Genomic DNA, 17322 nt, shown 5'->3' on the forward strand with positions numbered 1-17322 from the left:
TCCTATAGCGGCAGGTGTCGGGGTTGTGGGGTTGCTTCTGCTGGCCGCGTGCGGTGGGCCGGGCGGCGAGGCCTCCAGCTCCAAGGACAAGGCGCCGGCGCAGGTCGCGCCCCGGCAGACTTCCTCGCCCGAGCAGCCACGGCCGACCAGGACCGACTCGGACACGGCCACGGCTCAGGTCTCCACGTTCGCGCTGGACGTGGACACCGCTTCCTACGGGTACGCCCGCCGTACCCTCGGAGAAGGACGCTGGCCCGAGCCGGCCATGATCCGCCCCGAGGAGTTCGTCAACTCCTTCCGCCAGGACTACGCGCAGCCCGCCGACAACGGCTTCACCGTGCACGTCGACGGGGCCCGCATGGGCGAGGGCGACAACGCGGTGCTCCGCGTCGGGCTGCAGACCCGCGCCTCCGAGGCCGCGGCCCGCCGTCCCGCCAACCTCACCTTCGTCGTCGACGTCTCCGGCTCCATGAACGAGCCGGGCCGGCTCGACCTCGTCCGCAAGTCGCTGCACACGCTGCTCGACCAGCTCGCGCCCGGCGACCAGGTGTCCATCGTGGCGTTCAGCGACCAGGGCTCGCTGCTGGCCTCGATGACCCCGCTCGTCTCCCGCGACGAACTGCACGCGGCCGTCGACTCCCTCTCCATCGGCGGCGGCACCAACCTGGAGTCCGGCCTGCGCCTCGGCTACGACGAAGCCGCCAAGGCGTTCCGCTCGGCCGCCACCAACCGGGTCATTCTGCTGTCCGACGGGCTGGCCAACCAGGGCGACACGCAGTGGCGGTCGCTGCTGGAGAAGGTCAAGGAGCAGGCGGGCAAGCAGATCACGCTGCTGACCGTGGGCGTCGGACGGGAGTACGGCGACGAGCTCATGGAGCAGCTCGCCGACAACGCCGACGGCGCGGCCGTGTACATGAGCACCGAGGAGGACGCCGCCAAGATCTTCAGCACCCAGCTCACCACCACCATCGAACTCCGCGCCCGTGACGCCAAGGCGCAGGTGGTCTTCAATCCTCGTGCTGTGGAGTCCTACCAGCTCATCGGGTACGACAACCGGGCCTTGAAGGCTGAGGAGTTCCGGGACGACAGCAAGGACGGTGGCGAGATCGGGCCCGGGCACTCGGTGACGGCCCTCTACTCGGTGAAGCTCAAGCCTGGGGCGGCCGGGCAGGTGGCCTCGGCCACGGTTCGCTGGCAGGACCCCGACACGCGGACTCCCGGTGAGGCGGGGAAGTCGGTGGAGGTCGGTGAGCTCAGCGGGGACCTCTGGAGCAAGGCGCCGGTGCGGTTGCAGGTGGACGTGGTGGCGGCGGCGTTCGCGGTGTACATGCGGGATCGGGAGGCTTTCGGGCTGGACCTCAGGATGTTGGGGCAGCATGCCGGGCGGTTGTCGGAGGCGGCGGAGGACCCGATGGTGACCGAACTGTCGACCCTGATCAGCAAGGCGTCGGAAGTGGCCTGACCAGCGCTCCGGTTCTGGGGCGTCCTGGACTGGAGCGGATCGCTCAGCCCCTGCTCGACGGCTGGGGAGGCGCTTGGCCCGAGCGGACCCTCTCGCCCGCCCGCTTCCTCAGCCCGTTCGCGCCGCTACCCGCCCCCTCCGTCAGCCCGGTCCGCCCCCTCAGCCCGGTCCGCCCCTTCGACCGGGTCCGCCCCGTCAGCCCGAGCTGCCCCTCAGCCTGCGCGGACCCCCTCGCCAGTATGCTTTTTCAGCCCGTGCGGTGGTGGGGTTGGGCGGTGCTCAGCCTGGGCGGCCGAAGATGGGGATCTCGGGATCACGGCCGTAGTAGAAGTTGTACAGCGCCTGCGCGAACTCGTCCTTGGACAGCCGCCCGTCACGGTTGCCGTCCAGCCGCTCGAAAGCCTCTCTGGCGGTACGCCCGGCCACGTCGTAGGCCGCGAACAGGCGTAGATACTCGGCCCGGGTCAACTGCTCGTCGCCGTCGGTGTCCAGGGCGTCCCACAGGGCGTCGCCGATGGGCCAGACGACCCGGGCCACGAAGGTCATGCGGCCGGAGGAGGGGCGCATCGCGTGCCGTACATAGGTGGCGCGGCTGATGCGTCCCTCGTCGTCGGTCCCGATGAGGTCCACGGCGTGCTGCCAGGCCTGACGGTAGGCGGAGACGACGGCGTCACGTTGCTCCGACGGATCGGGAATGCTCAGCCGATCACAGACCGCGACCCCGACGAGCATCATGTCATGCTCATCGAGGAAGCCGTCATGCCCCATGTCACTACTGTCGAATGCATAGCCCGCGTTACGCGCGTGAGGATCCATGGCCGCCCCGCCCCACCCCGGTAAATTTCTCAGGACTAATGGTTCTCACCTGCATCAATACCTGTCAACCGAGTCGTCAACATTCCCTGACCCGCGCTCGGATAAACCGGCATCATCCCGGCATAAAGCCACTTCGCTACAGGGAGCATCCGCGGATAGCAGAACAACGACGACTCCGTCCCCAATATCGCCGGAGTGTTCAGCATGAGCGGCAATTCCGACAAAAGGAACGGAATGGCCTCCCGGACCTGATCGGGAGTGGGCCTGGACGTGCCGAGCACAGGCTCAAGAGCAGCATCACAAAGCTCCCGAAAAATGGAATCCCGCAGGTAGAGCTGATCAAGCCGCTCCCGAAGCTCAACGTAGGCGGCCCGCGACCGCAGATCAGTCCAAGAGTGAACCCCAACGTCGGCCGCGTCGAGAGCGGACAGGGCGTGGAGCACACGATTGCGGGTGTTGTTGATCGCCGCCCGAGCCTTCTTGTTGGCCTTGTGAGCAGGAAGCTCATCCCGAGCGGCAAGTGTCCCGGCCAGCTCAATCCCCGGCACAAGCACATCAACCCGCTGAAAGCACCCCCGAGCCCACCGAATCAGCTCCGTAATCGCCCCAAGACTGAAATATCCATTCATAGCGCTAACCCCGAGCAGAGCATGCTCGCGCCTGGCGAAGATACGCGCACACCGCGCCGTCAACGGCACAGCCTCCACAGTCGTCACGTTACGCACGGTAGCAAGACAGTGACGCAGACTTATCCGGAACTCGGGGAGTCTGGGAGTCGGCTACACTGATGCGGTGCCGTGACGCGGCATGGGGCTATAGCGCAGCTGGTAGCGCACCTCCATGGCATGGAGGGGGTCAGGGGTTCGAATCCCCTTAGCTCCACAAACAAGGTCTTCCACATGAGCGCGCTTCGCGCGTTCGGGTTCCAGGCGTTTCTCCAGTCGAGCTGAAGCTCGACCCCTGAAGGTCCTCCCTCCGGTCGGGCGCTTTTCTGGCTAAGGGCAAGGTGCTTCGCGCGTTCTTCCAGTCGGAGCACGGCCCCGACCCCTGTCGGTCCTCCCTTCGGTCGGGCAGTCTTGCTTCAGTCCCAGCCCGTTGCCCAGTTGGGTGGCCGGCCAGTTGGAGCCCACCCCGGTCAATGGTCCTTGCTCCGCTCGCGCTGTCCTATCAGGCACGCCTTCGGCGCGCGGCGCGCGGCTCGCGCGCTTGGCGAGGGCCTCAGTTAGAACGTGCCCAGGCGGGCTGTCGCCGAATGCCGGTCTCCACAGCGCCAGCATCGCGACCGAGTCGGAAGCCGCCACTCTGGATCTCGACGCACCCTGGATCGTCCAAGTCCAGCGTGACACGTCCGCCACCGCGACAGCCCGATCCAACCCTCGAAATCATCTGTGCCGCCGCCACCAACAACTTCCCCATTTGGCAGGTTGTTGGTGGCGATGAGTTCTAAAATCGCGGCAAGGTCGACTGCCGATGCTCACCGCCCCTCTGGCGTTGGCTGCGCGGTCCGTGTTCGACTCGCAGACTGGAGAGAAATGAAAGAGCGGGAAATCTCTCAAAAAGAAGCACTTGATCTTGTAGTTAGGCAAGAGTCTCACTTCTGGGACGTAAAGAGTCGAATGTCTGGTGGAGCAAAGATTCAGAAGATCGCCTCCTCTCTAGCTAATGCCGAGGGCGGAGAGTTCGCGGTGGGAATTGAAGACGCAAAGGCGGCCGTAGGAATTTCCCGCTGGCAGGGGTTCGCCTCAATTGAGGACGGAAACTGGATTCAAGGGGCTTTGGTGCAGGATGTCCACCCTCCTGTTCCCTATGACATCGATTTTCTCACCATTCAAGGAGTAGGAAATCGGGGAGTCGTTTGTCTCGTCACAGTACAGAAGAGTCCTGACATCCATCGGACTGCCGATAACAAGGTTTGGCGTAGAAGGGGCGCGCAAGATCTTGCGTTGCACGGAGCAGCGTTCGCTGACCTTGCCCTCTCTAAGGGGGCGAAGTCTTATGAGGACCAGATCCTAGAGGGCTATGATTTAGAGGAGCTCGCAGAAGAGCCAGAATTGGCTACCTTCTTGAGGGAATATACGCCTACATCGTCTCCGGAGAAATTCCTTCGTCGCCAGCGCCTGCTGGCCAGAAAGCCGGATATGCGCGCCACCGTAGCAGCAGCGGTATTGTTCGCTGAGGAGCCGGCGGCAGTAGTCCCGAAGCGCTGCTCCGTGAAGATCGCACGATATGAGACGTCCGGCAGCGTCGCAGATCGCAGATACCTAAAGGGAACCCCACTCACCATTGATGGACCGGCTCGACTGTTGATCGACTCGACCCTCGATATGGTGACGCAGATCACCCAGGGTGTCCCCGTCCTCCACCCTGATGGCAAGATGGCTCCGATGAAGTACCCGCCGGAAGCTCTCAAAGAAATCATTGTCAATGCCGTAATTCATCGCGACTATAACATATCTGATGACATCCTAGTCTCTGTGTTCGACAACAGGGTCGAAGTTAGAAGTCCGGGCAGGTTGCCTGGGCATATCACGAAGGACAATATTCTCGAGGAGCGCTTTGCCCGAAATCCGAGTATAGTTCGGCTGCTCAACAAGTATCCAGATCCTCCCAATAAGGACATTGGTGAAGGGTTGGACACTGTATTCAGGACCATGAGGGCGGCGAAACTCAAAGAGCCGATTCTGCGTGTGGAGGATAACTCCTTCACGGTAGTGCTTGAACATACTCCGCTGGCGCGTCCGGAGGAACTAATCCTAGAATACCTGCAAAATAATGCAGAAATTCGAAACAGCGTTGGTAGACAGTTGACTGGCATTGAGTCCGAGAACGCCATGAAGCGAATATTCTACAAGCTGCGCGATCGTGGAAAGATCGAACTCGTTCCGGCTCGGAATAAGTTCAATGCTGCCTGGCGGTTGAAGGACTAAAGTGAAGTTCGAGCTCCGGATAGAAAAAGGCCGTAAGCGCGATCCCTAATCGTGGGAAGGTAGACGTCACCAAGCATGCCTGCGCTGTGGGATGATGTTGAACACGCGCATCGCCTCAAGAGGCAATCAAGACGTCTCCGGAGTTCGAGTACCCAGAACCCGGGTTTCGTGGAAATTCAAGATCAACGATTGCCCCTGACACTCAAGTCATTTTAACAGCTCAGCGCTTGGCGGTATCGTCCGGCTTGTGTCCAGTGGCGGAAGCAAAGTCCGAATCAGTCGTCCGCGACATGGTCCATCCACTCATGCCTCAGCTTTGGACCTCGACTGATGTGATCTTTTCAGTTGGTGTACCCGTTGCTTGGACAGGCCGGTGATTCGTGCCGTGTCGGGTTCGGACCAGCGTGCTGTCAGCTCGGCGACGACTTCTTCGCCCATGGTCAAGCTGCGGGCGGCGTGCAGTTCGGCCAGCTTCCGCTCGTCGCGCCAGGCTTCCACCTTGGCCGTCAGGTCGCCGGGCAGGTCAAGGATCAGCTTGACGGCTGGTGTGTCCTCTGGCCATGCCCATTCGTGGGCCTCTTCGAGTTCCCGTTCCAACTGGGTCAGGTTGCCGGCCACGGCCACGCCGCGGACTCGCTTGGAATGGTCTCGTGCGGTCCAGCCGCCCTCTTCGAAGGTGACCGTGTAGGTGATTGGCTCAGCCATGGGTGTCTTCCAGTTCTTCGATGGCGGTGCGCAGATCCGCCAGTGCCTCAAGGTAAGCGGCCGGACGAGCATCTGGGTTCGCCGGGATGTAGACCATCGCCGATCGCTTGCCGTGTCTGATGAGTACCACAGCACAGGTCTCGCGTTTGTTGTGGAACAGCCAGTCAGCGGTTGCTCCCGCGGCTGCGACGATGGCGTTGACCTCGGCCGTAGCACGGAAGTGTGGAGAAATGTTCTCGCTCATGATGCCCTAAATCTATCGTAGTAGGAGCCACGGTTCCTAGCAAACTAGGAAGAGGGCGAGGGGCCCAGGGGACGATCTTGAGCGTTTCGCGGGTGCATGCGAACCTAGGTACCTGGGTGGTGGGCGAAACGTCTGGTCATGTGACACCTTTTGTGCCCGCTGATCCCTGGCCCTGACAGCGAGACGTCGGCTTATTTGATCATGGGATGCAACCCCCGGCACCGTAGCGTTGAGCTCAAGTGGGCGGCGACTAGGTCCACAAGAAAGCATCTCCCTTCGGTCGGGCGTCTCGCTTCAGGCCCACGCGTTGCCAGCCGGGTGGTTGGCCAGTTGGAGCCCACCCTGGTCAGCGGTTCTCGCTCCGCTCGGGCGTCCCTGATCAGGAGCGCCTGCGGCGCGTGGCTCGCGCGTACGGGAAGGGCGTTGGTTGGCCGGACGAGATCATGTGTTTGCGCGGCCTACGAGCAGCAGTACCGAAGGGTTTGTAGCTGCTTCGGATCGCCTTCCCGCGACCATTTGGGTGGTCCTGACTGTCTGAGCTGGCCAGAACGTGCGTGGGTGCGTATGCCGCTGCCGGGCAGGCGGAGATGCTGAGAACACATTTGGCCTCACTCGCATCACTCGCACCGCGCCGCTTGCCCAGCGCGGCAAGCTGATCGGCGTACATCTGCTGTGATGCAGGCTTCAGCGACACCCAGAACATGACGGAGGCGTCAACGGCATACAGGGCGGTCTCATCGGCGGTAGGCCGCCTTATCGCCGACGAAGCCATCAAAGTCCCCTCGGTCGGCCATCTCGCTAGTGCGGCCAGGGCTCGCAGTCACACCAGCCGCTGCCCTGCCTCACGGAGGGCCATGTTGACCGTGTCGGGAAGGCCGAGAACTTCGGCGGCCATCGCCAGGGCCTCTTGGTCGATCTCGATCGAGGCCTTCGCTGTGGTCATGGGATCACCGTCCTTCGCACATCCAGTGTGTCGGGACACTGATGCGGATGCCCTCGACATCTCTATTCGGGGTCAGCGGATGCTCGCTCGACCGCCCTTCAGCCTTTCCGACCAGACAAGGCGCAGCAACGGCTCGCTCGCCATCACCTGGCGGTCTGAGTCCATGAACGGCGCGGCGGACGCACGGCCGCTCATCGTGGCGGTCGATCGCAACGGAGTTCACCTGTCAGAGATCCGCCCGGGCGAGAGGGTGGACAGCTTCACCTGGGAGAGACTGGCAGAGCCATATGTGCTGAGAGCCATGAGTGGATCGTGCGGACCGACCTCTACGTCCGCAGATTGTCACGGCTTCACTCCCTGCGGTCTGCCATTCGCCGGTTGAGCAGGCACGTCCGCAAAGCCCGGTCTTTCGCATGACGCTGTCGACACGCGAGCAGGTGATTGCTCAGCCCGTCAGCCTCAGCCCGGCGACAGCCTCCCCTCAACCTAGGCATGATCGGCCTCCCGGCACGTCGCCACAGCTCATCCAGACAGGTACATGGCCAAGCGCAACCCCCGGCTGGCTATCCTGTGGCACGTCGAGCCAGGTAAAGGCTCTCCACCACGAGCCCACCGGAAGGCGACGACCATGACAGCCTCCCACCCCCGGCCCAGGTGGCCCGCGACAACGGTGGCAGCGCACACGGTCCTGGCCGTCCTGACCCTGGTAACCCTGGCAACCGCCTGGTACTTCGGCACCCACCTGTGGCAGATCCTGGCTATGGCAGCCGCCGCCACCCTGCTCCACACAGGAGCCCTGGCAGCCCGAAAGACCCCATGGCCAGGCTACGGACTGGGCGCCCTCGGCATGCTCATCCTGGTGACCACGCCGGCCCTGAGCTGGTCGCCGATCATGCTGCCCTCCGCCGCCTGCTTCCCCCTGACCCTGTGGCTCCTGACAACGAAAGAATCGACGAGATCATCGGCACTGGCCCTGACAGTGGCCGCGGTGGGAATCGTCCTGACGGAACTGGTCGCATGGTCCAGGCTGCCCAGCGGCGTAGAAGGATGGACGCGCTGGGTAGAGGGAGCGCTGTTCATGCTGACGGTCGGCACAGTGTGGCTGACGGCTCTGCTGATCCGCCACAGACAAGAGTCCGCCCGCAGAGCCGAGAACGACCGGCTGGCCGCGGCGGTGGCGGGCGAACGGGCGAGCATCCGCAGGGACCTGCACGACGTGATCGCCCATACGGTCACCGTCATGGTCGCCAGGATCGAAGCGGCGGCGGTGACGACGACGGACCCGGCCACCGGCAAGGAGCTGGCCGACATAGCCGAGACGGGCAGGGACGCCCACCAGGGCCTGCGAGCGATGCTGGCCACAGTGGCGCCGCACGCGGACCGAAGGCCGAGCCAGGTCCCGATCTCGCTGGACGCCATACCCGACCTGGTGGCCGCGGCGGCGAGCCCGCTGCACGTGGTCACGTTCGAGGAAGTGGGGACGCGGCGGCCGTTGAGCCTGAGCGCCGAGGTCGCGGCGGTGCGTACCGTGCAGGAAGGCATCACGAACGCGCTCCGCCACCTGGACCCGCCGGTCGAGGTGACGGCGAGCCTGGAGTGGACCCAGGCCGAGGTGGTGGTGGAGGTGCGCGACGACGGCGGCAGGGCGCGTCGCGAGTCAGGCAGCCGGGGGACCGGCCTGATGGGGATCGAGGAACGCGTGCGGACCGCGGGCGGCAGCCTGTCGATCGAAGACGGGGACGGCGGATGGGTGCTGCGGGCGCGGCTGCCCACGAAGGAGGGGGCATGACGAAGATCCGGGTCATGCTCGTCGACGACCAGGAGCTGCTGCGCGCCTCGCTGCGTACCGTGCTGTCGGCCGACGAGCGCATCGAGGTCACCCACGACGTCGCGAACGGCGCCGACGCGATCGAGGTCGTCCGCCGCCACCGCCTCGACGTGGTGCTGATGGACATCCGCATGCCCCGCATGGACGGCGTCGCCGCCACCGCGGAGATCGTCAGGATCGCGCCGGCGACCCGGGTGCTCATGCTGACGACGTTCGACGACGACGAGCTGGTCGTGGCCGCCATCCGGGCCGGCGCGAGCGGCTACCTGACCAAGGACGTCCGGCCCGCCGCGCTGGCGCAGGCCGTGTGTGACGTCGCCTCCGGCACGTCGGCGCTGGCCCCGGGCGTGGCGGCGACGATCCTCGATCTGGTACGGCAGGTGCCGATGCGCAAGGCGGCCGCCCTGGACGGCCTCACCCCGCGCGAGGTCGAGATCTTCGGCCTGCTCGCCCGAGGCAGATCCAACAGCGAGATCTGCGCGGAACTGGTCCTGAGCGAGAACACGGTGAAGTCGCACGTCCGGGCCGTCCTGCAGAAGCTGGACCTGCGCGACCGCGTCCACGCGGTGATCCACGCGTATGAGAACGGGCTGGTGGGCCGCAACGACCTGCCGGGCTGAGATTCCATCCTGCCGGGTGGTCCCGTCTCATACCGTGGGTTGATGCCCGGCAGGTGCCGCACGGCCTACCTTCGACGTCGTGCGATCCCTCCGGCGGTACTTCCCGCTCGTCATGCTCGCCGTCCTGCTCGGCTGGACGGCGCCGGCCCACGCCGCCGGTGAACGACAGGTCGACGCGTACCGATCCGTCTACGGGACGCCGGGTGTCGCGGCGGCCGTCATCGACAGGTCGTCGGTCGAGACGATCGTCCGCGGCCACGACGGCGACGGCAACGCGGTGACGGCGCGGACCCGGTTCCGGATCGCGTCGATGAGCAAGTCGATGACGGCCGCGGCCATCATGCTGCTGGTCGACCGGGGCCGCGTCTCCCTGGACGACCCGGTCGTGAAGATCCTGCGCGACTTCAGGATGGCCGACCCGCGCTTCACCGGGATCACCGTCCGCCAGCTCCTCAGCCACACCTCGGGGCTGTCGAACAGCACCAACAACGAGTACGTGTTCCCGCCGCCGCGTACCCCCGAGGAGATCGTGGGCCGGCTGGCCGACAAGACGCTCGCCGCCGATCCGGGCACCCGCGCGGAGTACCACAACACCAACTACTCGATCGCGGCGAGGATCGTCGAGGTGGTGTCGGGCAGGTCGTTCGACGACTTCCTCCGGGCCGAGGTGTTCACGCCGCTGGGCATGACCAGCACTGCCTCGACGCTGGGGTGCTCCGACGGCGTCGAGGGGCTGCCCTCGGCCTACCTGGTCGTGCTCGGGGTGGCCGTCGCGGCGCCGGAGATGCCGGGAATGTGTGCGGGCAACGGCGGCGTGGTCTCGACCCTGGACGACATGGTGCGGTGGCTGCGGTTCAACCAGGGGACCTCGGGGTCCGGGCTGCTGAGCGCCGCCTCCCTGGCCGAGATGCACACCCCGCAGCCCAAGGCGGGTGACCACGCCCTCGGCTGGCAGTCCCGCTCCGCCACGGCGGGCGCACCGCCGTCGCTGATCGGCCACGGCGGCACCCTGTCGACGTGGACCGGCGACATGGTCTTCTCGCCCAAGACCGGAGTGGGCGCGATCGTCCTCACCAACAGCGGCGGCGATCCGGGCCTCCTGTCGACCAACCTGCTCGCCGAACGCGTCGGCGCGGCCACGACGCCGATGAGCAACCCGCTCACCCTCGTGAACACGATCCTGCTCGGCATCACGGTGGTGATGGCCGCACTCCTGGTCACCGCGATCGTCCGGGCGCGCCGCTGGGCCGCGCGCCGCCGCTGGGGTGCGCGCCGGCCGTGGCTGGTTCCGCGCCTCGTGCCGCTCGCCCTGGTGACGGTGGTGGGCGCGCTGCTGCCGGCGGCGGTCTGGGGCGCGTTCGACCTCCAGTACTGGATCGTCACCGTCTGGCTGCTGCCCCTGCTGGCGTTGCTCGGCCTCACCTGTTGCGTGCTCGGGGCGGTCGCGCTCGCCCGGCGCCTCTGGTTCTTCCGCCGCGCCGTACGGAAGACCGCCGAGCCGTTACGGCCGGCCACGGCGGACGTCTGACCCGAGCCCGGCTAGGGCCGGTCGGCCCGGCAGCAGAACATCAGGCTGCGCTCAAGGCTGGAGCGGCTGTCCCAGGTGACCTCGCCGTCGCCCGAGGGGTTCACGGCGGCCAGGACCTTGCTGAGATGGACGCCCACGTCCCGCTTTCCCTCGGGGCCCTCGGCCAGCCCGACCTTGATCATGTCCACCAGGCTGTCCCACTCCGTCTCCTTGCACTGCGACCACCACAGGGTCGCGTGGGACTGCCAGGCGGCCACGACGCTCTCGTGCTCCGGCATGAGGTCGCTGGCCCACAGGGAACCGTTCGACCAGGTGAGGGCGAGGATGAGCAGATTAGCCAGGTAGTGGGCGTCCTTGCGGCGCTGGCTGGGGTTCTGCGGGCGGTAGCCGGGGATGGTCAGGTTGTCGCGCTGGTCCAGTTCGCGGAACAGGCGCATGGCGACCTCCTGCCACTGCGCCGGTACGTCGGCGAGTTCCCGCAGGAACATGACCACGGCCACGCGCGAGGAGACGGTGGCCCAGGACAGGAGGGTGCGCAGCAGGCCGTCGTTGGGCCCGGTCAGGCGCAGGCGCGACTCCTGGGTCACCAGTTCCCGCATGAGCGAGGCGATCAGCCTGGCGATCAGGAACTCCCCGAAGGTCGCGTGCAGGAACTCGTACGTGCACAGCTTCTCCTCGTCCCGCATCGCCTGGGCGCGGTGGACGAAGAAGAATCGGCCGAACGCCTCCTGTCCGGCGCTGAGCGGGGCCGCGAACGTGGAGTCCCTGGTCTGCCTGCCGACCAGCGTGACGAGGTCCTCGTCCACCTCCTTGCCGGTGGCCCACTGGCGGCCCCTGTTGAACATCGCGAACGCCACGACCGAGAGCCGGAGCAGCTCGGCCTCCACCCGGCCCGGCACGAGGTCACGCGGGAGGCTCTTCTCCAGCTCGCGTTCGGCGAACGTCTTCATCAGCCGCTCGTACAGCTCCGCGCGGCCCATGGTCTCCAGGTTCTTGCGCAGTTCGTTGCCGTCGGCGTCGTACAGGGCGAGCATCAGGAGCAGCAGCGGCTGCTCGGCCAGGTGCTTCTGGGAGAGCGCGACGCCCACCTCGAACGGCGCGAGCGCGGCCTTGCCGAAGTACTCGGCGTTGGTGGCGTTCCACACGTCCAGCCAGGCGCGTATCTGGTGGGGCTGGAAGGGTTCCAGCCTGGCCACCATGGCCGTGTCGGGGAAGCGGGCGAGGTTGGCGACGGCCGTGCGCGAGGTGACGATCACCGCGACGGCGCGGCCCATGTCGGCCTCCCTGCGCTGGAAGAGCGCCACCTTGGCCAGGTAGTCGGAGTGGCGTACGCCGGTCGCCTGGAGGAGCTCGTCGAAGCCGTCGAGCATGATCACGGGCAGTGCCCCGGCGGTGGCGGCCGACCTGCTCAGCGCGGGCCACGCCATCCGCTCGCCGCTCTGCTGGCAGATGGCCTGCTCCACCTGCTCCTGCACCTCGACGGTCGCCGACACCTCGCGTAACGGGACCCGGATGGGCAGGAACGAGGACTCCGACAGCCGGGCAGCGAGCATCTTCGTCAGCACCGACTTCCCCGCGCCCGGCTGTCCCAGCACCATGAGCGGAACCGTCGCGGCCATCGGGCTGGTGAGGAACCCCGCGATGTACCCGGGCAGGTCGGTGCGGATCCTCGGCTTCTGCCACCAGCCTTCCAAGGTCGGGTCGTCGCCTTTGTCCGCCTCGGCGATCCGGAAGCACGGGGTGACGTAGGCGCTCTCCAGCGTCGGTACGCCCAGCCCGTCGGGCAGGTCCCCGGTCTGCGCGACGGGTCGGGTCAGCACCGCACTGTTCAGCCGCTGGAAGGTCGTGAGCTGGTCGGGGAGGATCTCCGTGGAGGCGACCATCGAGACCAGCCGCCCCAACTCCGCCAGACCCACCCGGGTGGCCTGATGCTCGACCATGCTTGCCCAGAGCGCGAACTCCGGCACATCTACGGAAAGGCTCCGGTAGCGGTCGGAATAGCGCTGCGTGGCCCGGAGGACCAGATGATGCCCCAGCGCGCGGCTTGTCCGCTCCTGCTCGGCTCCGTTGAGGCCCTGCCAGACGCTCGTCCCGCGCACGAACACCATCAGCACCCGGCTCAGGCTCTGGTAGTAGCTCTGGATGATGTTGAGCGTCTCCTCGAAGGGCTGCTCGGGCGAAGGGCAGACCGGGACAACCAGCTCACGGGCCTGCTCGCGTTCTGTCCGGCCGACCGGTTTGATCCGGGTATGGGCTATTTCCTGGCCGTTGTGGCTGAGCTCCAGGTCGCGTACCGAGAAAGGGAGCTGCGTCTCCTGGACGACCTCGGAGAAGGCCGTGACGACGAGGATGGTGTGGGCGGCCTCAATCCTTTCTGTCCGGGAACGCCACTGCCTGCCCGCCCGCCAGTCCTTCCAGCGGGACAGGAGGTCGTTGCCGACCTTGGTGAGCTCGTTCTTGGCCTCGATCAGGTCCCAGACTCCGAGCGTGCCGACCCCGAGCAGGGTGTCCAACGCCTTGATCGCCGGATCCTGACCGCCCAGGAGCCGGACGGCGTCGCTGTAGCGGTATCCCCGTCTCATGCCCGGGATGGTAGATCACCTCTTGGGCGACAGATCAGGAAATGAACGCCTTTCTGGTACGGCCGGCTACTTCGGCAGCCGACGGGGCGGCGTGTGGATGTCGAACGGCAGATGCCGCTGCGCCAGGATCGAATGCGGCGGCGTGTCCGCGCCGATCAGCCCGAGGCGTTCGAACACCCCGAACCGCGCCGACTCCGCCACCAGATACCGGGGCCGCATCACCGGGTGCCAGATGCTGTAGACGCCGACCCCGCCGCCCCGCCGCCGGTACCAGCCGTCCATCGGGTGGGTCAGCCGTTCGAGCCAGTCCGGTTCGCCGGCGAAGCCGTCCAGCACATCAGGCGGTTCGGACATCTCCACGGCCTCGCACCGCGCGTCACCCGCGTCCAGCCGCCAGGTCGCCGGTCGTCCGGTCCAGTCGGCGCCGATGCGGATCCGGTCGCGCCGCCAGGGCATTCCCCACAGATGCTGCGGAATCGCCACAACCGGATGATCAAGGCTCGTCCCGAAAAACCAGACCCCCGGCCTGCCCCGTGCGGTGACATAGGCGCGATAGTTGATCTGACCGCAGTCGATGCCGACCTGCGGCAGGAACCGGAAGTGAAAGTCCCGATCCCGGAACGCCACCGCCGAGACCAGGCTCCCCGGCCCGTCGGCGAAGTCCAGCGTCATCGGAACGAACCCATGAGGCAGGTGGCGGGCCAGCGCCTCGGCGTCCACCCGGTAGCTGATGATGGCGAAGTCGTCCAGATCGGTCCGCGCGTGATACCAGCGCGGCCGCGGCCGCGGTGTGCCGGCGAAGCTCATGATCCCGAACCTTACGAAACTCTGGTGTCCCCGGACACGTGATCACGCCTCAGCGGGCCGGGAGAACCTCATCTCGGCAGCGACACGGCGGACCAGCAGACCTCTCCGGTGGAACGTGGTCAGGTATCACCACTAGACCTAGCGCAGGGAGGTGTGCAGCATTTCGCCGGCCTTGTGGTAGCCGACGCGGGCGTATACGCGGCCGGCTCGGTCGTCGGCGGGGGTGAGGAAGGCGGTCGTGATTCCGTTCGCGGCGCCGGCTCGGGTCAGGAGGGCGGTTACGGCGCCGGCTATGCCTCTTCGGCGGTGGGAGGTGGCTACCGCTATGCCCGCCACTTCGGCCACGCCCTCGTGGGGGCCGCCGATCTGGCCGGCGCCTACGGGGGTGCCGGTGGTGGTGTCGGTGGCCACGGCGACCACGCCGCCCAGGCCCAGGATGCGGCGCATGCGGGCGACATCGTGTTCGGTCGCGTCGGGGGCGTCGAAGGCGGCGTTCATGACTCGGGCGGCTTGCCAGAGGCCCTCGTCGGTGGTGACCGGTGCGACCTCGATCGCGGGGTCCACCTGGGCGGACTGGACCGCTTCCGGGGTGCACACCAGGAGCGGGTAGCGGCCCTCTGTCTCGAAGCCGGCCGCCGTTACCGCGGCTTCCACCTTGGGGGCGGCCTGCGGTACGTACTCCAGCCTTGGCACGCGGGCGTGCTCGTGGAAGAGCGTGATCAGCGCGCCGACCTCGGCGGGGGCGGGGGCGACGTCGTCGTCGGGGACGGCGTAGTTGAACGGCAGCGCGTCGTCGTGCTCGTCGAACCGCACCGTGAACGGCCCGGCCCGGCGTGCCCCCTCTCCGGCTATCGACCTGAGATAGGCGTGGACGGCGGCGTCAAACACGTGGGTTCCTCCCCCGATGTACCGATGACCGGCACAAAATAGGTCTCCCGGCCCGTCTGCGGCAACTGGTTTTCCAGGCCCTAGACGCCCTCGTAACGCCAGATCCATCCGATGTGCCGCAGGCCGAGCCGTTCCGCCACCCGCTGGGAGGAGCGGTTGTCGGCTGTGGTGCTGTAGAACAGGCGCGGGCAGTCCGGGGTCAGCAGGTCGGCCCAGGCGGCGGTGGTCGCGGCGGCGTACCCTCTGCCGCGGAAGCCCGGTGCGGTCCAGGTGCCCGCCTCCGCTCCGGCGGCCGTGCGGTGCGGGGTGTGGCAGATGGAGACGACCTGACCGGCCGAGACGACCATCGACCAGGGGGCTCCCTGGCCGCCGGCGACGAGTTCCGCCCATTCCTCCGGCTCCCAGTTGCCCGGCCTCAGGTCGCGGACCAGGCCGGCGTCGGCGGGGCGGTCGGAGCGGAGCACGTCCACGGGCACGTCGCAGCGTACGGGCGGGGCGACCAGATAGCAGGGACCGCCGGAGACCGTGGCGCCGGGGGCCGGCATGGGCGGGCGGCCCTCAGACGGGGGAGGGGTGCTGGCGAGGCGGTCCAGGAGTGCCTTCGCCGTCTGCTCGGGAAGCGTCTCGGACACCGCCGCCGCCATCGTGCCGTCCCTGGCGACCGCCACGGCCAGGTCCTCGCTGACGCCCCGGATGCGGTCGTGCTCGTCGATGTCCCAGCACACCCGCATCTCGTGGCGGAGCAGTTCAAGATCCGTCATGGCCCTCGATGGTAGGGCGCTCACGGGGACGGCCGTCATGGCCATCGATGGTACGGGCGCGGTGGCCGCCCCCGGGGCGGTATGGCGCAGTGGCCGTCGCCGGGTTGTGCCGGATGGTGGCCGGCCCTGGGGTGGTGGCCGTCGCTGGGTGATGCCGGGAGGTGGCCGCTGCGTGGCGTGGTGGCTGTCGCTGGAGTGGTGGCCGGCCCTGGGGTCGTGCGGCGTGGCGGTTGGTTTTTTGGGGTGGTACGGCGCGGCGGCCGACCCTGGCAGGGACGGCCGCCGCGTGGTTCAACGGGTCACTTCTGCGGAGGCATGCTCGGCACCGAGACGGTCACGCTGCCGAGGGAGCCCCACACCGACCACATCTGGATGGTGTAGTCGCCGCCCACGCGCAGCGGGCCGAGCTCGCGGCGGCCGTTGGCGCGCAGCACGTCGCGGAAGAGCAGCCGGGTCTGGTCCTTGTTCCAGATCTCGAACCAGACGCCCGCCTCCCAGCCGGGGGAGCCGGACTGGAAGTTGAAATTGGCCAGGTCGAGCTGGACCCACTGGTCGGCGGTGCCGGAGAAGGTGATGCGCTGCTCCTTGCCGACCCGGTTGAGCTGGACGAGCTTGCCGGGGCCGTCGATGTCGACCTTGCCGAGGTCGGTCACCGAGTTGAGCAGTACGCGGGCGGCCAGCAGGCCGTTGGAGGCGATCGGGGCCACCTCGACCTCGTACGTGCCCGCGGTGGTCAGGGTGGGAACGGGCAGACGGTAGATGGGCTGGACCTGCGGGTGCCCGCCCTGGTACTGGGCGACCACCTGTCCCGACGGGTCGCGGACGATCAGCTTGCTGTGGAAGCCGCCCCGCTCGCCCGAGCTGCCGGGCAGGTAGATGCCGACGGTGAGGTTGTCACCGACGTTGCCGGTGAAGGTGTAGCAGTTGCCCTGCCCGGGGGCGGGGCTGTTGACGTCGTGCTCGGCGCCGTCGACTGCCAGCGCACCCGAAGGCTGGCAGGCGACGGCCGCGCTGCGCGCGGCGGCGGAGGCGTCGGCGTGTGCCATGGTGCCGGCGCCCAGGATCGTCAGCGTCGCGGCGACGGCGGCGACTCCCGCACGACCGAGCTGTCTCGTGTGCTTCAAGCGTCCTCCTGCGTGCATCCCGTGGCCCGCGGGGTGCGGGCCACCGCTTCATGATCAAGATTCAGCTTGACTTACGATCCGCCGACA

15 protein-coding genes and 1 tRNA gene are annotated in these 17322 nt (G+C 67.1%); 6 read left to right on the forward strand and 10 right to left on the reverse strand.

Going from position 1 to position 17322, the window contains the following annotated elements; genetic code table 11:
* The first annotated feature begins 25 nt into the window (after nucleotides 1-25).
* Nucleotides 26-1462 carry a von Willebrand factor type A domain-containing protein gene (locus ACIBEJ_RS09155; protein ID WP_397182122.1) on the forward strand — a complete coding sequence of 479 codons (1437 nt, stop codon included), beginning with the start codon at nucleotides 26-28 and terminating at the stop codon, nucleotides 1460-1462.
* Between the two features lie 279 nt (nucleotides 1463-1741).
* Here ACIBEJ_RS09155 and ACIBEJ_RS09160 read toward each other — a convergent pair whose 3' ends face one another.
* Both ACIBEJ_RS09160 and ACIBEJ_RS09165 read right to left on the reverse strand, forming a co-directional pair.
* Nucleotides 1742-2230, reverse strand: a complete 489-nt coding sequence (locus ACIBEJ_RS09160; protein WP_397182123.1) for an EF-hand domain-containing protein — start codon at nucleotides 2228-2230, stop codon at nucleotides 1742-1744.
* Between the two features lie 83 nt (nucleotides 2231-2313).
* A complete protein-coding gene (locus ACIBEJ_RS09165) occupies nucleotides 2314-2994 on the reverse strand; it encodes a tRNA-dependent cyclodipeptide synthase (protein ID WP_397182124.1) in 681 nt (226 codons plus the stop codon).
* Nucleotides 2995-3087: 93 nt separating this feature from the next.
* Between ACIBEJ_RS09165 and ACIBEJ_RS09170 the strand changes: the two genes are divergently transcribed.
* Together ACIBEJ_RS09170 and ACIBEJ_RS09175 are read left to right on the forward strand one after the other, a co-directional pair.
* Nucleotides 3088-3160 (forward strand) — tRNA-Ala (locus ACIBEJ_RS09170).
* Between the two features lie 650 nt (nucleotides 3161-3810).
* Nucleotides 3811-5205 carry an ATP-binding protein gene (locus tag ACIBEJ_RS09175; RefSeq protein ID WP_397182125.1) on the forward strand — a complete coding sequence of 465 codons (1395 nt, stop codon included), beginning with the start codon at nucleotides 3811-3813 and terminating at the stop codon, nucleotides 5203-5205.
* A gap of 303 nt (nucleotides 5206-5508) precedes the next feature.
* Here the strand turns inward: ACIBEJ_RS09175 and ACIBEJ_RS09180 are convergent, their stop codons facing one another.
* The 3 genes from ACIBEJ_RS09180 to ACIBEJ_RS09190 all read right to left on the reverse strand — a co-directional run bounded on the left by ACIBEJ_RS09180 (nucleotide 5509) and on the right by ACIBEJ_RS09190 (nucleotide 7097).
* Nucleotides 5509-5910 carry a hypothetical protein gene (locus ACIBEJ_RS09180; RefSeq protein ID WP_397182126.1) on the reverse strand — a complete coding sequence of 134 codons (402 nt, stop codon included), beginning with the start codon at nucleotides 5908-5910 and terminating at the stop codon, nucleotides 5509-5511.
* Complete coding sequence (locus ACIBEJ_RS09185) at nucleotides 5903-6154, reverse strand: hypothetical protein (RefSeq protein ID WP_397182127.1); 252 nt, start codon at nucleotides 6152-6154, stop codon at nucleotides 5903-5905. The genes ACIBEJ_RS09180 and ACIBEJ_RS09185 overlap by 8 nt, the downstream gene beginning before the upstream one ends.
* Nucleotides 6155-6974: 820 nt before the next feature.
* On the reverse strand, nucleotides 6975-7097 hold the full coding sequence (locus ACIBEJ_RS09190; protein WP_397182128.1) for a hypothetical protein: 123 nt from the start codon (nucleotides 7095-7097) through the stop codon (nucleotides 6975-6977).
* Between the two features lie 670 nt (nucleotides 7098-7767).
* Between ACIBEJ_RS09190 and ACIBEJ_RS09195 the strand changes: the two genes are divergently transcribed.
* The 3 genes from ACIBEJ_RS09195 (at nucleotide 7768) to ACIBEJ_RS09205 (ending at nucleotide 11073) form a co-directional block, all read left to right on the forward strand.
* On the forward strand, nucleotides 7768-8886 hold the full coding sequence (locus tag ACIBEJ_RS09195) for a sensor histidine kinase (protein ID WP_397182129.1): 1119 nt from the start codon (nucleotides 7768-7770) through the stop codon (nucleotides 8884-8886).
* Nucleotides 8883-9545 carry a response regulator gene (locus tag ACIBEJ_RS09200; protein ID WP_397182130.1) on the forward strand — a complete coding sequence of 221 codons (663 nt, stop codon included), beginning with the start codon at nucleotides 8883-8885 and terminating at the stop codon, nucleotides 9543-9545. The genes ACIBEJ_RS09195 and ACIBEJ_RS09200 overlap by 4 nt, the downstream gene beginning before the upstream one ends.
* Nucleotides 9546-9624: 79 nt before the next feature.
* Nucleotides 9625-11073, forward strand: a complete 1449-nt coding sequence (locus tag ACIBEJ_RS09205) for a serine hydrolase domain-containing protein (RefSeq protein ID WP_397182131.1) — start codon at nucleotides 9625-9627, stop codon at nucleotides 11071-11073.
* A gap of 11 nt (nucleotides 11074-11084) precedes the next feature.
* Here ACIBEJ_RS09205 and ACIBEJ_RS09210 read toward each other — a convergent pair whose 3' ends face one another.
* The 5 genes from ACIBEJ_RS09210 to ACIBEJ_RS09230 form a co-directional block, all read right to left on the reverse strand.
* Nucleotides 11085-13655 carry an NACHT domain-containing protein gene (locus tag ACIBEJ_RS09210; protein ID WP_397182132.1) on the reverse strand — a complete coding sequence of 857 codons (2571 nt, stop codon included), beginning with the start codon at nucleotides 13653-13655 and terminating at the stop codon, nucleotides 11085-11087.
* Between the two features lie 66 nt (nucleotides 13656-13721).
* Nucleotides 13722-14462, reverse strand: a complete 741-nt coding sequence (locus tag ACIBEJ_RS09215) for a DUF2071 domain-containing protein (RefSeq protein WP_397182133.1) — start codon at nucleotides 14460-14462, stop codon at nucleotides 13722-13724.
* Nucleotides 14463-14600: 138 nt separating this feature from the next.
* On the reverse strand, nucleotides 14601-15350 hold the full coding sequence (locus tag ACIBEJ_RS09220; protein WP_397182134.1) for a GNAT family N-acetyltransferase: 750 nt from the start codon (nucleotides 15348-15350) through the stop codon (nucleotides 14601-14603).
* A gap of 80 nt (nucleotides 15351-15430) precedes the next feature.
* Nucleotides 15431-16111: a GNAT family N-acetyltransferase gene (locus ACIBEJ_RS09225; RefSeq protein WP_397182135.1), complete on the reverse strand. Its 681-nt coding sequence runs from the start codon at nucleotides 16109-16111 to the stop codon at nucleotides 15431-15433.
* Between the two features lie 299 nt (nucleotides 16112-16410).
* On the reverse strand, nucleotides 16411-17235 hold the full coding sequence (locus ACIBEJ_RS09230) for a hypothetical protein (RefSeq protein WP_397182136.1): 825 nt from the start codon (nucleotides 17233-17235) through the stop codon (nucleotides 16411-16413).
* Nucleotides 17236-17322: the final 87 nt, after the last annotated feature.

Source organism: Nonomuraea sp. NPDC050790 (genome assembly GCF_044456745.1).
In the GTDB taxonomy this organism is placed as follows: domain Bacteria; phylum Actinomycetota; class Actinomycetes; order Streptosporangiales; family Streptosporangiaceae; genus Nonomuraea.